Genomic DNA, 13,908 nt, shown 5'->3' on the forward strand with positions numbered 1-13,908 from the left:
CTGCACCATCGACATCTCGCATTGAAAGACCAATGGCCATGCATCCGCTGCATCCGCTGTTCCACCCCACTTCGGTCGCCCTGGTGGGCGCATCGTCCGATCCCGAGCGCATCGGCGGGCGGCCGCTGCGCTTCATGCGCGAAGGCGGCTTCGAGGCGCCCGTCTACCCGGTCAACCGCAGCCAGGCCGAGACCATCCAGGGCCTGCCGGCCTATGCCCGCGTGCGGGACATACCGCACCCCGTGGACCACGCCGTCATATGCGTGCCGGTCGCCGGGGTGGAGGAGGCCGTGCGCGACAGCATCGCCAAAGGCGTGCGCGCCATCCAGGTGCTCACCGCCGGCTTCGCCGAGGTGGATGCCGCCGGCCGGGCCCTGCAGGAGCGGATCGCAGGCCTGTGCCGCGATGCCGGCGTCCGCATGCTGGGCCCCAATTCGCTGGGGCTGCTGAACGTGCCCACGCGCTTCTTCGCCACCTTCTCCACGGCGCTCAACGGCCTGCAGCCGCGCCCCGGCCCCATCGCGCTGGCCACCCAGAGCGGCGCGTTCGGCTCGGCCGCGTACGCCGCTGCCTCCCTGCGCGGGCTGGGCTTCAGCAAAATCGTGGCCACCGGCAACGAGGCCGATGTGGATGTGGCCGAGTGCATCGACTACCTCGTGGACGATGCGGATACGCGCGTGATCTGCGCGGCCCTGGAGTCCTGCCGCGATGGCGCGTGCCTGCGCGCCGCCCTGCTCAAGGCGGCCCGGGCCGGCAAGCCGGTGGTCATCATGAAGGTCGGCCGCACCGCGCTGGGCGCGGCCGCGGCGTCCACGCACACGGGGTCGCTGGCCGGCGACGATGCGGTGTACGACACGGTGTTCGCCGAATGCGGCGCCTGGCGGGCCGGCTCCATCGAGGAGATGCTCGACATCGCCTACCTCTACGCGACCGCCGGCCGACTGCCCCCGAACGCCGACGTCGGCGTGGTCACGGGCTCGGGCGGCATCGGCATCCTGATGGCCGACGACGCGGGCGAGCGCGGGCTCGACCTGCCGCCCCTGCCCGACGCCGCGCGGACCGCGGCGCTGGAGCTGCTGCCCTTCGCCGTGGCGAGCAACCCGCTGGACATGACGGCGCAGGTCACCGCCGTGCCGCAGGGCGTGCCCCGCACCTTGGCGCTGATGCTCGACCACACGGGCTACGGCAGCGTGTTCGCCTACCTGGCCCACGTGGGGCTGTCGCCGGAGCGCTTCGCGGCCACGCAGGCCGAACTGGTCGCGCTGCGGCGGCGCCATCCCGAGCGGCTGATGGTGCTGGTCATGCTTTCGCGCCCGGAGGTGAGCGCGGCCCTGCAGGCAGAGGGCATCGCCGTGTTCGAGGACCCATCGCGCGCCGTGCAGGCCGTGGCTGCCCTGGCCCGGATCCAGCAGCGCCGCGGCATGCTGCACCTGCCTCCCCCGCCGGCCCCGGCGTCGGCGCCGCTGGGCGACGTGGCGACGGAGGACGGTGCCAAGCGCGTGCTGGCGGGGGCGGGCCTGCCCGTGCTGCCCGAGCGGATCTGCCGCAGCGCCGCGGAGGCGGCAGAGGCGGCCGCGGGCATGGGCTTTCCCGTGGTGGCGAAGATCGTCTCGCCCGACATCGTGCACAAGACCGAGGTCGGCGGTGTGCTGCTGCACCTGTCCGACGGGCCTGCGGTGGCCGCGGCCTTCGACACGCTGATGCAGCGCGCCCGCGCGGCCCGGCCGGATGCGCGCCTTGACGGCGTGCTGGTGGCGCCCATGCTGCGCGGCGGCGTCGAGATGATCGCCGGCATCCACCGCGACCCGACCTTCGGGCCCATGGTGATGTTCGGCTCCGGCGGCACGGCCGTGGAGCTGTTCAAGGACGTGGCCTTCGCCTCCGCCCCGCTCACGCCGGAACGTGCGCGGGCCCTGCTGGAGCGGGTGCGCTCCACGCAGCTGCTGCGCGGCTGGCGCGGGGGTCCGCATTACGACGAGGCGGCGCTGGCCGACGCGCTGTGCCGGCTGTCCGAATTCGCCTTCGCCCACGCCGACCAGATCGAGAGCATCGACATCAACCCGCTGGTCGTGCGCACCGAAGGGGCTGCCTGCCTCGACGCGGTGATCGCCTTGCGGCCGCATGGCACGCAGGAGGGTGGCCATGCCGTCCACTGAAAGCCGGCTCGCGACCCTGGAGTCGCAAGGGCGCGCCCTGGCGGACAAGGACGCCATCCGCGAGTGCCTGTACCGCTACAGCCGCGGCATCGACCGCTGCGACGAGGAGGCCCTGCGCAGCGCCTACTGGCCCGACGCCACCGACCGGCACGGCCCCTTCCAGGGCAGTGCGGAAGGCTTTATCGCCTGGGCCCTGGACAAGCTGCCGGCCAGCGGCCGCATGGTCCACCTGCTGGGCAACATCTCCATCGAACTGCGTGGCAGCGTGGCGGCGGTGGAGAGCTACTTCCAGGCTCTGCAGCCCGGGCAGGACGCCCAGGGGCAGGCCGTGGACCTGCTTCTGTGCGGCCGCTATGTCGACCGCTTCGAGCAGCGCCGCGGCGAGTGGCGGGTGGCCAGGCGCACGGTGGTCTACGACTGGATCCGGGAAATGCCCGCGGCGCCCGGGGACGACGCCCAGCGCTTCGGCGTGCGCATGCCCGTGGGGGCCCATAAACCGGTGGATACCTGGTATGCGCTGGCTGCGCAAATGACCGGCTGATTGGTTATTGCCCCGCTGGTGGGGGATTCTTCCTGGAGCCCGGGTGCAGCACCGGGCTTTTGGCGCTGGGGAAAAGCCGGGTGGATGACGGATGAAAATCGCCTGCGTGAATACCCTTGGATTATTGGTGCATACCCTTGGAATTTCCTTCAAGCCATTGATGCTGCTTAATTTTTTTCTTACCATTTTTTGACCGGTCGGCAGGTAATTGACTGTATTGCAAGGGCCGGCAATGCGCTTTTCCATTTGGTGGAAATGGCGATCTCTATTCCTGTTGAGGAGGCATCGATGTCTGAAAGAATGGGCGAGAAAATCACCGGCAATATCCGCCGCGGCATTATTCGGAACACGCGGCCGCGCCTGCTGGTGGTTGCCATGGCGGCGGCCGCGGCCTGCGGCCAGGCCGGAGCGCAGCCGGCCCAGAAGGAAGAGCTGCGGCAGATCACCACGCCCGCCGGTGGCATGACGTCCGCGGCCTCCAGCGTGACGATCTACGGCCTCATCGACACCAGCATCGCGTATGCCTCCGCGCCGGGCGGGCGCATCGCCAAGCTCGACAGCGGTCACATGAACGGCTCGCGGCTGGGTTTCCGCGGAACGGAGGACCTGGGCGGAGGGCTGCGTGCCAACTTCTGGCTGGAGGCCGGCATCAATACCGACACCGGCACCTCGGGCCAGAACCAGGGCGCGGGCGCCAAGTTCTTCGGCCGGGGCTCGCTGGTCAGCCTGACGGGGGGCTTCGGCGAGGTCCGCCTGGGCCGCACGGTCACGACCATCAGCTCCGAGGCGCAGGCCGTGGGCGATGCCTTCGGCCTGGGCGGCGCGGGCAACCTGCAGGGCATACAGCCGGCCACGGGCCGCGCGAACAACACCGTCTGGTACCAGACGCCGTCGCTTTCCGGCTTCATCGGGAAGGTGTCGTATTCCTTCGGCGAGCGCACGCAGGCCGGCGGCGGCACCCAGGCCGCCAACCAGGCGGCGGTGGCGCTGTTCTACGCGGCGGATGCGCTCAGCGGTGCCCTGGCCTACACCACCCTTCGCCACCCCACCGACCTGAGCACCGTGCGCTGGCTGAACTCCAGCCTGGCCTACAACTTCGGCAGCTTCAAGCTGTTCGGCTCCTTCGCCACGTTCAAGAACCCCGGCACGGACCTCACGCCCGCCGTCCATGCGGGGCTCGACGGCAACGTGCAGCTCGCCGGCTTCCCCACCGTGGGCTACTACGCGGGCCAGGACGATCGCAGCGCATCCCTGGGCGTGTCGGTGCCCTTCGGGGCCAGCACGGTGCTGGCGCAGATCGTCAAGGTGGACGATCGCGGGCCCCTGAACCGGGACGCCACGCAGTTCGGGGTGGCCTACCTCTATGCCCTGTCCAAGCGCACCACGCTGTACGCCGACTACGGCAAGGTCAGGAACCGCAACGGGGCCGCCTATGCGCTCACGGGGGCCACTTCGCAGGCCGGACTGGGCGACAGCGGCAACAGCGATGCCGTGCACCTGGGCGTGCGCCACTCCTTCTGAAGGCGCGGGTGCGGCGGGCCCGGCCTGGTGGGGATGGGGCCTGCCGCCACCGTGGTGCCCGGGGCCAGGCAGGGCACCGGGCACCGTGCCGCCGGGATCAGCCGGCGGTGGCTGCGGGGCGCTGCCAGCCGCCCATGGGCAGCGAGCCCATGAGGGTGTGGGAGAGGCCGCCGTCCACCACCAGCTCCGCGCCGGTGACATAGGCCGCGTCCGGCCCGATCAGGAATGCCGCCACGCCGGCCATGTCGTCGGCCTCGGCCAGCCGCCGCAGGGGTACCCGTGCCTCGCGCTGCCGGCGGGCCTGCGGGTCCTGGTACGCGGCCGCGGTGCCGGGCGTGAGCGTCAGCCCGGGCGAGAGGGCATTGACCCGGATGCCGTCCGGACCCCATTCCGCCGCCATCTGGCGCATCAGCATCAGGGTGGCGGCCTTGCTGGCGCTGTAGGCCCCCAGCGGCGGCGTGGCGTGCGTGCCGGAGATCGACGCGACGAAGAGCACGCTGCCGCGCGCGGCCTGCAGGGCCGGGCGCGCGGCCTGGGCCAGCAGGAAGGGCGCCCGGGTGTTGACGGCGAAGACGCGGTCCCACGTGTCCGTGCCGTAGGTGGCCAGCGGGCCGGGTGCCGCGAAGCCGGCGTTGCAGACCACTGCGTCCAGCCCGCCGAACGCGGACACGGCCTCGGCACAGGCACGGGCCGGCAGGGCGGCATCGCAGAGGTCGCCGCCGATCGCGAGCGCCGTGCCGCCCGCCTGCCGCACCAGGGTCGCCACGGGTTCGAGCTCGGCCCCGTGCTGGTCCAGCAGCGCGATGCGGGCGTGTCCCCCGCAGGCCGCCGCATCGCGTGCCAGCCGCAGTGCGATGGCGCGGCCGATGCCCCGCGCGGCGCCGGTGACGATGCAGCGCGTCATGCGCTGGCTTCCTGCCCGCCGGCGGGGTGGGAAGACGAGAGAACAGTCGGTGAAGAGAAAGCCATGCAAGATCCTCCTGGAAGCAAAGACACAACTGACCCTGCGGCGGCGGACCGCCATCGCTGTGGAGCCTGCGCATGCCGGCCACCCCGGTGAAATCCGCCACCCGCGTCCTGCAGGTGCTGGAGCACTTCGCGCAGGTGCGCGCGCCCCTGCCGCTCAAGCACCTCAGCGAGACGCTGGGCTATCCGCAGTCGAGCACCACGGTGCTGCTCAAGAACCTGGTGGCGATGGGCTACCTGCGCTACGACCGGGCCGAGCGGCTGTATTTCCCCACACCGCGCGTGGCGGCCCTGGGCGACTGGATTTCGCAGGCGCTCTTCGGCCAGGGCCGCGTCTTCGGCCTCATGCATGACCTGCACGGCGCGACAGGGGAAACCGTGTCCATCGCGATGCTCAACGACATCTACGTGCAATACATCCGGGTGATCCAGTCCACGCACGCCATCCGCTTCCATACCGACGAAGGCAGTCTGCGGCCGCTCACGCGCTCCGCCGTGGGGTGGCTGCTGCTCACGGACCGCACCGATGCCGAGGTGGAGAAGCTGTTGCGCCGCGCCAACATCGCCGTGCCGCGCACCGAGGACCGCGTGCCGCTGGAGACCATCGCCGCCGAAGTGGCGGACGCCCGGCTGCGCCGCACCCTCTACCTGGAGAACCTGCCCCTGGTGGGCGGTGCCACCATCGGCGTGGTACTGCCCTGGCGGGTGCAGGAGCGCCTCGTGGTGCTGGGCATGGGCGGCACCATCGAGCGCATGCGGCCCCGCCGCGCCCGCTATACGGCGATGATGCGCCAGCTGGCCCATCAGCTGGAGCCGCAGCCGCCGGGCGGGGGTGCCGCGGAGGACGCCCCGCGCCCCGGTGGCGTGTAGCGGCGGGCCGGGGCGGCGGGCACGGCTCAGCCGGCGAGCGCCGGTTCCGGGGCCGCCACCGGGGCGGGGCGGCCGGGGGCGCCGGCCTGCGCCCCAGGGCGCTGGAAGCTGAAGCTGCGGTAGCCGTCCTGCGCGGCGGCCGCGCAGTGCTCGCGGTACTTGGCGAAGCCTCCGGTGAACAGGGTGAGGCCCTGTGGCTTGTCCTTCACGTTGGCGCCCAGGTACCAGGTCTTGGCCTTGAGCAGCAGCGAGCGCTGCGACAGCGCGAACACGAGGTCCATCCAGCCCTGCTCGGCCTGGGCCGTCGGCTCGATGGTGGCCAGGCCCTGGCGCTCCATGTGCTGCATGGCGGCCGCGATCCAGTCCACGTCGTTCTCGCTGATGCGGATGATGTTGGCCAGGGCGGCCGGGCCGTTGGGGCCGGTGGTCATGAACAGGTTGGGGAAGCCTTCCATCATCAGCCCCAGGTAGGAGCGCGCGCCGTCCTTCCACTTATCGTTGACCGTGCGGCCACCGCGGCCGACCACGTCGAAGGCCAGCAGCGCGCCGGTGAGCCCGTCGTAGCCCGTGGCCAGGATGAGCATGTCCAGCTCCACCTCGCCGGACTGGGTCCGCACGCCCTTCTCGGTGATCTCCACGATGGGATCGTTCAGCAGGTCCACCAGGTGCACGTTGGGCTGGTTGAAGGTCTCGTAGTAGCCGGAGTCCAGGCAGGGGCGGCGGGCGAAGATCGGGTAGCCCTTGGGCTTGAGCTGCTCGGCCGTCACCGGGTCGTGCACCACCTCCCCGATCTTGCCGCGCACGAACTCCGCCACATGCTCGTTGGCCTCGGCGTTGGTCATCAGGTCGCAGAAGGTGCCGAGCATGGCCAGGCCACCGTTCTTCCAGGCGTCCTCCAGCAACTGGCGGCGCTGCTGCGGCGTCACGCTGTAGAAGGCCCGGGTCGACTGCGGGCGCACGCCGCCCACGGCGCTGTTGCGCGCGGCCTCGCGGATGCCGGCGTAGTGGCGCTTCACCTCGGCCACGTAGTCGGGCGTGAGCGTCTCGTTGCGCATGGGCATGGTGAAGCTCGGCGTGCGCTGGAACACGAACAGTTCGCCGGCTTCCTTGCCCACCTCCTGCACGATCTGGATGCCGGTGGAGCCGGTGCCGATCACGCCCACGCGCAGCCCGTCGAAGCGCACCGGCTCGTGCGGCCACCTGGCGGCGCGCAGCAGCCGGCCGCGGAAGCGGTCCAGGCCCGGGATCTCCGGGTCCTTGGGAATGGACAGGGGGCCGGTAGCCATGATGCAGTACGTGGCCTCGTACACGTCGCCGCGGTCGGTCTTCACGGTCCACAGCTGCCGGTCCTCGCTCCAAACGGCGCTGGTCACGCGGGTGTTGAACTGGATGTGCCGGCGCAGGTCGAGCCGGTCGGCCACGAAGTTGATGTAGCGCAGCAGCTCCGGCTGGGCCGCGAACTGCTCCGACCAGGTCCACTCCTGCTCGATCTCGGGCGAGAAGGAAAAGCTGTAGTCGATGCTGGGCAGGTCCACGCGGGCGCCGGGGTAGCGGTTCCAGTACCAGACGCCGCCCACGTCGCCGCCGGCCTCGAAGCCCTGGATCTTCAGCCCCATTTCGCGGAACTTGTACACGGCGTACATGCCGCCGAAGCCCGCGCCCACGATGGCCACGTCGATGCGCTGCGGCGCGTGGGTGGTGCCCGGGGTGCCGTGCTGTTGCTGGTTTTGCGCTGTCATTTCGTGTCTCCTCTGACGGCGGCACGCCACGGTGCCGCGGATGGTTGCAGATCCGGCCGGGCTGCCGCCAGCGCTGCGTGGGCGCATGGTTCGTTCAGCCGGCCTTGCGGAACATGATGCGTTCGCGGTGCGGGCGCATCAAGCAAACGCGGTGGGCGGGGCGTCAACATCACATCCGTGATTTCCGCTGGCGCTGCGGCCCGGACCGCATGTGTTCAGACGGCCAGCGTGCCGCCGTCCACGGGCAGCGTCGCGCCGTTGACGAAGCTCGCCAGGTCCGAGGCCAGGAACACCGCCGGCCCGGCCAGCTCGTGCGGCTGGCCCAGGCGGCCGGCGGGAATGCGCTGCATGAAGCGTTCGAGCCGCTCGGGGTTGGCGCGCGTGGCCTCCGTCATGGGGGTCTCGATCACGCCGGGCGCCAGCGCGTTGACGCGGATGCCGTCGGGCGCGAGGTCGAGGGCGAGGGTCTGGGTGAACATCCGCACGGCCGCCTTCGACGGCGAATAGCCCAGGGCATTGCCCTGCGCGATGAAGGCCGCGCCCGAGGCCACGTTGATGATGCAGCCGCGCGTGCGCCGCAGCGCGGGCAGCCAGGCATGCACGGTGTGGAACACGCCGAACAGGTTCACGTCCATCGTGCGGCGCAGGTTCTCGGCGGCGCGGGGGCTGTCGATGCCCTCGCGGATGAGCACGCCGGCGTTGTTCACCAGCGTGTCCACGTCGCCGGCGGTCCGCTCCACTTCGGCGGCCAGGTCGCGGCAGGCCCCGGCGTCCGAGACGTCCAGCGCATGGGCCCAGCCTTCGGCGCCGGCGGCGTGTACGGCGCGCAGCGTGTCCGCGCAGCGCTCGGCCTGCAGGTCGGTCACGACCACGCGGGCGCCGGCCCGGGCGAAGGCCACGGCCACGGCCTGGCCGATGCCGCTGGCCGCTCCGGTGACGAGGGCCAGGCGGCCGGCCAGCAGGCCGGGGGTGGCGGGGCAGGCGGGGGGAAGGGCATGGGCGGGCATGGCGGCTCTCCTACAGTGGCGCCGCGCCGCGCTGGCGGCGGCTGGCGAGATACGACTGGAACTGGCCGACGATGCCCTTGCGGAACAGCATGACCACGATGACGAACACCACGCCCTGCAGGATCAGCACCCACTCGGCGAACGAGGCCAGGTAGTTCTCCATGGTCACGATCACCATGGCGCCCACCACCGGGCCCAGCAGGGTCTGCATGCCGCCGACGATGCAGATGAGCAGCGCCTCGCCGGAGGTCGCCCAGTGCACGTCGGTGAGCGTGGCGAGCTGGAAGACCAGCGCCTTCAGCGAGCCCGCGAAGCCGGCGATGGTGGCCGACAGCACGAAGGCCAGCAGCTTGTACCGGTTGACGCGGTAGCCCAGGCTCCCGGCTCGGGGCTCGTTGTCACGGATGGCACGCAGCACCTGTCCGAACGGCGAGTGCACCAGCCGGTAGATGAGCCAGAAGCCGGCGGCGATCATCACGGTGACGAAGTAGTACATCACCAGCGTGTTCTCCAGCGAGAACAGGCCCAGCACGGTGGGCCGGGGGATGTTCTGGATGCCGTCCTCGCCGCCCGTGAACGGCAGGCGCAGCGCCATGAAGTACACCAGCTGGGCGAAGGCCAGCGTGATCATCGAGAAATAGATGCCCTGGCGGCGGATGGCCAGCAGGCCCGTGAGCAGGCCCAGCAGCCCGGCCGCGGCGGCCCCGAAGGCGATGCCGGAGAGGCCTTCCCAGCCCCAGACCTTGACCGCATGGGCCGTGAGGTAGCCGGCGGTGCCGTAGAACATGGCGTGCCCGAAGGACAGCAGGCCCACGTAGCCGACCAGCAGGTTCACCGATGCGGCCAGCAGCGCGAAGCACATCAGCTTCATCAGGAACATGGGGTAGACCACGAAGGGGGCCGCGGCCAGGCAGGCGCCGGCGGCCAGCAGCAGTGCGGTGGAGGTGCGTCGGCTGAGCAATTCCATGGCGGTTCGGTTCCTCAGTGGGCACGGCCGAAGAGGCCATGGGGACGGACGGCGAGCACGAGGATCATCACGACGAAGATGACCACCCCCGCGCCGTCGGGATAGACGAGCTTGGTGAGCCCCTCGATGGCGCCCAGAGCGAAGCCCGTGACGATGGAGCCCAGGATGGATCCCATGCCGCCGATCACCACGACGGCGAAGACGACGATGATCAGGTTCGACCCCATCAGCGGGCTCACCTGGTAGATGGGCGCGGCCATCACGCCGCTCAGGCCCGCCAGGCCGACGCCCAGCCCGTAGGTGAGCATGAGCATGCGCGGCACGTTGATGCCGAAGGTGCGCACCAGGGGCGCGTTCTCGTTGGCCGCGCGCAGGTAGGCGCCGAGCTTGGTCTTCTCGATGAAGAACCAGGTGCCCAGGCAGACCGCCAGCGCGGCGACGATCGCCCACACCCGGTACAGCGGCAGGAAGGTCACGCCCACGTCGATGCCGCCCGACAACGGGTTGGGATAGGGCTGGCCGCTCACGCCGAACTGCAGCCGGAATGCGCCTTCCATGAGCAGCGCCACGCCGAAGGTCAGCAGCAGCGCATAGACGTGGTCCAGCGCGTAGAGGCGCCGCAGCATCAGCCGCTCGAAGGCGATGCCGAAGGCGGCCACCACCAGCGGCGCGATGAGGAGCGCCGGCCAGTAGCCCAGGCCCAGGTACTCCAGCAGCCCCCAGGCCACGAAGGCTCCCAGCATGTACTGGGCGCCGTGGGCGAAGTTGACCACGTGCAGCAGCCCGAAGATGATCGACAGCCCCAGGCTCATCAAGGCATAGAAGGCGCCGTTGATCAGCCCCACGAGGATCTGCCCGATCCATGCCGCCCAGGGAATTCCGAATAGCCCGTCCATCGTCTGGCCCGTCCTGTTGGTAGTGAAGAAGCAGCCGGGCTCACAGGCCCAGCAGCGATTCGATGCGCGGGCGCTGCGTGCCCAGCTCGTCCTGGCGGAAATGGGCAGCCACCTCGCCCTCCTCGATCACGTAGAAGCGGTCGGCCAGCGACGAGGCGAAACGGAAGTTCTGCTCCACCAGCAGCACCGTGAAGCCGCGCTCGCGCAGCATGCGGATGGTCTGGCCGATGCGCTCCACGATCACGGGGGCCAGCCCCTCGGTGGGCTCGTCGAGCAGCAGCAGCTTGGCGCCCGTGCGCAGGATGCGTGCGATGGCCAGCATCTGCTGCTCGCCGCCCGACAGCCGCGTGCCCGGGCTGTGCCGGCGCTGCTGCAGGTTGGGGAACAGCGTGTAGATCTCCTGCACGCTCAGTCCGCCGGGCAGCAGCACCGGCGGCAGCAGCAGGTTCTCTTCTGTCGAAAGGCTGGCGAAGATCCCGCGTTCTTCCGGGCAGTAGGCCATTCCCAGGCGGGCGATGGCCTCGGGCGGAAGTCCTTCGGTCGGGCTTCCGCGCAAGGTGATGTGGCCTTCACGCCGGGCCAGCAGACCCATGATGGCGCGCAGCGTGGTCGTCTTGCCGGCACCGTTGCGGCCCAGCAGGCACACCACTTCGCCTTCGTTCACGTCGAGGTCAATCTGGTGCAGTGCCCGGGTCTCTCCGTACCAGCCGCGCAGGCCGCGTACCCGCAGGATGGTCCGTGCATGGTCTGTGTCAGTCATGCGCCCCTCCCACATAGGCTTCGATGACGCGCGGGTCGCGCGAGACCTCGTCGTAGCTTCCCTCCGCCAGCACCTGGCCGGCCTGCAGCACGGTCACGCGGTCGCACAGCTCGGCGATGACTTTCATGTTGTGCTCCACCATGAGCACCGTCCGCCCGCGGGCCGCCTCGCGGATCAGTTCCACCACGGGGCCGATGTCCTCGTGCCCCAGGCCGGCCATGGGCTCGTCCAGCAGGATCATCTCGGGCTCCATGGCGATGGTGGTGGCCAGCTCCAGGGCGCGCTTGCGCCCGTAGGGCAACTCGCCGGCCGGGGTGTCGCGCCAGCGCCCCAGGCCCACGCGCTCCAGCAGTTCCAGCGCCCGGGCGTCCAGCGTGCGCAGCACCCTGGCGTTGCGCCAGAAGGCGAAGGTGCCGCCGTGGCGCTTCTGCAGTGCCACGCGCACGTTCTCCAGCGCCGTCATCTGCCCGAACACGGCCGAGATCTGGAACGAGCGCACCAGCCCGGCCATGGCCACCGAGGCCGGGTCGCTGCGGGAGATGTCCCGGCCGTTGAACACCACCGTGCCGGACGACGGCCGCAGGAAGGTGGTGAGCAGGTTGAAGCAGGTCGTCTTGCCCGCGCCGTTGGGGCCGATGAGGGCGTGGACCGAATGCCGGCGCACCCGCAGGTCCACGTCCTTCACGGCGTAGAAGCCGCGGAACTGCCGGCTCAGCCCGCGGGCCTCGAGGATGAAGGTGTCGTCCATGGCGTGGCGGCCGCGGTGCGCGTCAGAGGAAGGCATGGGTGACGCCGCCGTCCACGAGCAGCGATTCCCCGGTCACGAAGCTGGCGTCGTCGGAGGCCAGGAAGCAGGCGGCCCTGGCGATGTCCTCCACCTCGCCCAGGCGCTTCATCGGCGTCTTGGCGATGCGGATCTTCGCCTTCTCGGCGTCCACGTTGATCTTCACGCCCTCGGTGAGCACGGAGCCGGGGCAGATGGCGTTGACGCGGATGCCGCGCGGCCCCAGGTCCACCGCGGCGGAACGTGTCAGGCCCAGCACGCCGGCCTTCACGCCGCAGTACAGCATGCCCTCGGGCAGGCCCAGGAAAGCGGCTGACGACGCGATGTTGACGATGCTCCCGCCCGCGTCCATGGCCTCGGCGCCCACCTGGATGCCCCAGACCACGGAGTTGAACCCGGTGCCGACCATGCGGTCGAGCATCTCGGGCGTGATGGCGTCGATGGGGCCGTAGCGCACCCAGATGGCGTTGTTCACCAGCACGTCGAGGCGGCCGTAGTGCTCCTTGAGCGCGCCCACCGCCTCGGTGAAGCTGGAGCGCCGCGCCACGTCGCCGCCGAAGGCCATGGCCCGCAGGCCGCGCGCCTGCAGCTGCTCGGCGGCCTCGTGGGCCATGTCCTCGGCGCGGTCCAGGATGCCGACGGCGGCGCCTTCGGCCGCCATGGCCTCGGCGATCGCGCGGCCGATGCCGCGGGCGCCGCCGGTGATGAGGGCTACCTTGCCTTCGAAACGTCGGGTCGTCATGGAGAAGTCCTTGTCTGTGGGGATCGGGGAAGGTCGGCGAAGCGGGCTTCCTCGAGCCCGCGCACGCCGGTGCCGTGGATGGCGAAGACCGCGCCGGCGTCGGGGTGGTCGCTGCGCAGCAGGTTGCCGCTGTCGCGGATGGAGGTGAGGTAGATCACGTCGAGTTGCGGCCCGCCGAAGCACGGGCAGGTCACGAAGTCCACGGGCAGCTGGATGCGCCGCTCCAGCCGCCCTTCAGGCGTGAAGCGCACGAGCTGGCCGTTCTGCACCAGCGCCACCCACACGCAGCCGTCCGCGTCCACGGCGGCGCCGTCGGGCACCGAGCCCAGCGCCCGGGTGTCCACCCACGGTTCGGCCGGGCCGGCCATGCCGGTGGCCGGGTCGTAGGAGTGGCGGCGTACCTGGTGCGTGGGGCTGTCGGCGAAGTACAGCCAGCGCCCGTCCGGGCTGAAGCACGTGCCGTTGGCCACGTGGATGCCGCGGTCCAGGATGCGCACGGCCTCCGCCGCGCCCGCGGCATCCGCCGTCTCCGGCGCCTGCAGCTGGTACAGCGCGCCCTCGGGCGCCATCCGGCCCAGTGTCATGGAGCCGACCACGAAGCGGCCGCGGCGGTCGGTGCGACCGTCGTTCAGGCGCATCCGGTCGGCGGCGTGCGCCACCCGCACGCCCAGCGGCTCCAGGGCGCCGGTCTCCGGGTCCAGGTAGCGGAAGTCCTCCTCCAGCGCCACCAGCAGCCGGCCGCTCTCGCACAGCGCGATGGAGCCGGCGTGGGCGGGCAGCTGCCAATCCACCTCGGCGCCCGTGGCCGGCGTGTGCCGGCGCACCAGGCCGGCCCGGGCGTCGATCCAGTAGAGCGACTGCGTGCGCACGTCCCACAGCGGGCATTCGCCGAGCAGGTCGCGCCGGGGGGAGAGGATGTCGATCCGCAGGTCCATGGGGGCTCTCGCAGGTGCCGGCCG

General features: G+C 70.9%; 13 protein-coding genes. 4 read left to right on the forward strand and 9 right to left on the reverse strand.

The annotated features are described in order from the left end of the window. The first annotated feature begins 32 nt into the window (after positions 1-32). From ACGHC0_RS00870 to ACGHC0_RS00880, 3 genes are all read left to right on the forward strand, one after another. Positions 33-2,156 (forward strand): acetate--CoA ligase family protein, encoded by a 2,124-nt coding sequence (locus ACGHC0_RS00870; RefSeq protein ID WP_415267164.1) that lies wholly within the window; start codon positions 33-35, stop codon positions 2,154-2,156. Beyond that, complete coding sequence (locus ACGHC0_RS00875) at positions 2,143-2,697, forward strand: nuclear transport factor 2 family protein (RefSeq protein WP_415267165.1); 555 nt, start codon at positions 2,143-2,145, stop codon at positions 2,695-2,697. The genes ACGHC0_RS00870 and ACGHC0_RS00875 overlap by 14 nt, the downstream gene beginning before the upstream one ends. Before the next feature lie 288 nt (positions 2,698-2,985). Then, the gene (locus ACGHC0_RS00880) at positions 2,986-4,218 is read left to right on the forward strand and encodes a porin (RefSeq protein WP_368353593.1); all 1,233 of its coding nucleotides are present in this window, start codon (positions 2,986-2,988) and stop codon (positions 4,216-4,218) included. 97 nt (positions 4,219-4,315) lie between these two features. On the opposite strand, the gene ACGHC0_RS00885 is transcribed toward ACGHC0_RS00880, so the two are convergent. After that, a complete protein-coding gene (locus ACGHC0_RS00885; protein WP_368353594.1) occupies positions 4,316-5,122 on the reverse strand; it encodes an SDR family NAD(P)-dependent oxidoreductase in 807 nt (268 codons plus the stop codon). Positions 5,123-5,259: 137 nt separating this feature from the next. Here ACGHC0_RS00885 and ACGHC0_RS00890 point away from each other — a divergent pair, with 137 nt between their 5' ends. Further along, the gene (locus ACGHC0_RS00890; protein WP_415267166.1) at positions 5,260-6,054 is read left to right on the forward strand and encodes an IclR family transcriptional regulator; all 795 of its coding nucleotides are present in this window, start codon (positions 5,260-5,262) and stop codon (positions 6,052-6,054) included. 26 nt (positions 6,055-6,080) lie between these two features. Here ACGHC0_RS00890 and ACGHC0_RS00895 read toward each other — a convergent pair whose 3' ends face one another. From ACGHC0_RS00895 to ACGHC0_RS00930, 8 genes are all read right to left on the reverse strand, one after another. Continuing rightward, complete coding sequence (locus tag ACGHC0_RS00895) at positions 6,081-7,793, reverse strand: flavin-containing monooxygenase (protein ID WP_368353596.1); 1,713 nt, start codon at positions 7,791-7,793, stop codon at positions 6,081-6,083. A gap of 215 nt (positions 7,794-8,008) precedes the next feature. Then, positions 8,009-8,800, reverse strand: a complete 792-nt coding sequence (locus ACGHC0_RS00900) for an SDR family NAD(P)-dependent oxidoreductase (RefSeq protein WP_368353597.1) — start codon at positions 8,798-8,800, stop codon at positions 8,009-8,011. A 10-nt stretch (positions 8,801-8,810) separates the two neighbouring features. After that, positions 8,811-9,767: a branched-chain amino acid ABC transporter permease gene (locus tag ACGHC0_RS00905; RefSeq protein WP_368353598.1), complete on the reverse strand. Its 957-nt coding sequence runs from the start codon at positions 9,765-9,767 to the stop codon at positions 8,811-8,813. Between the two features lie 14 nt (positions 9,768-9,781). Then, on the reverse strand, positions 9,782-10,663 hold the full coding sequence (locus ACGHC0_RS00910; protein ID WP_368353599.1) for a branched-chain amino acid ABC transporter permease: 882 nt from the start codon (positions 10,661-10,663) through the stop codon (positions 9,782-9,784). 40 nt (positions 10,664-10,703) lie between these two features. Beyond that, on the reverse strand, positions 10,704-11,423 hold the full coding sequence (locus ACGHC0_RS00915; protein WP_368353600.1) for an ABC transporter ATP-binding protein: 720 nt from the start codon (positions 11,421-11,423) through the stop codon (positions 10,704-10,706). Next, a complete protein-coding gene (locus tag ACGHC0_RS00920; RefSeq protein ID WP_405045354.1) occupies positions 11,416-12,171 on the reverse strand; it encodes an ABC transporter ATP-binding protein in 756 nt (251 codons plus the stop codon). Before ACGHC0_RS00920 ends, ACGHC0_RS00915 begins: the two co-directional genes overlap by 8 nt. A gap of 22 nt (positions 12,172-12,193) precedes the next feature. Further along, positions 12,194-12,949, reverse strand: coding sequence for an SDR family NAD(P)-dependent oxidoreductase (locus ACGHC0_RS00925; protein WP_368353602.1), 756 nt, complete (start codon positions 12,947-12,949; stop codon positions 12,194-12,196). Then, complete coding sequence (locus tag ACGHC0_RS00930) at positions 12,946-13,884, reverse strand: SMP-30/gluconolactonase/LRE family protein (RefSeq protein WP_415267167.1); 939 nt, start codon at positions 13,882-13,884, stop codon at positions 12,946-12,948. Before ACGHC0_RS00930 ends, ACGHC0_RS00925 begins: the two co-directional genes overlap by 4 nt. Positions 13,885-13,908: the final 24 nt, after the last annotated feature.

The sequence above is a fragment of the Acidovorax sacchari genome, from assembly GCF_042847045.1.
In the GTDB taxonomy this organism is placed as follows: domain Bacteria; phylum Pseudomonadota; class Gammaproteobacteria; order Burkholderiales; family Burkholderiaceae_C; genus Paracidovorax; species Paracidovorax sacchari.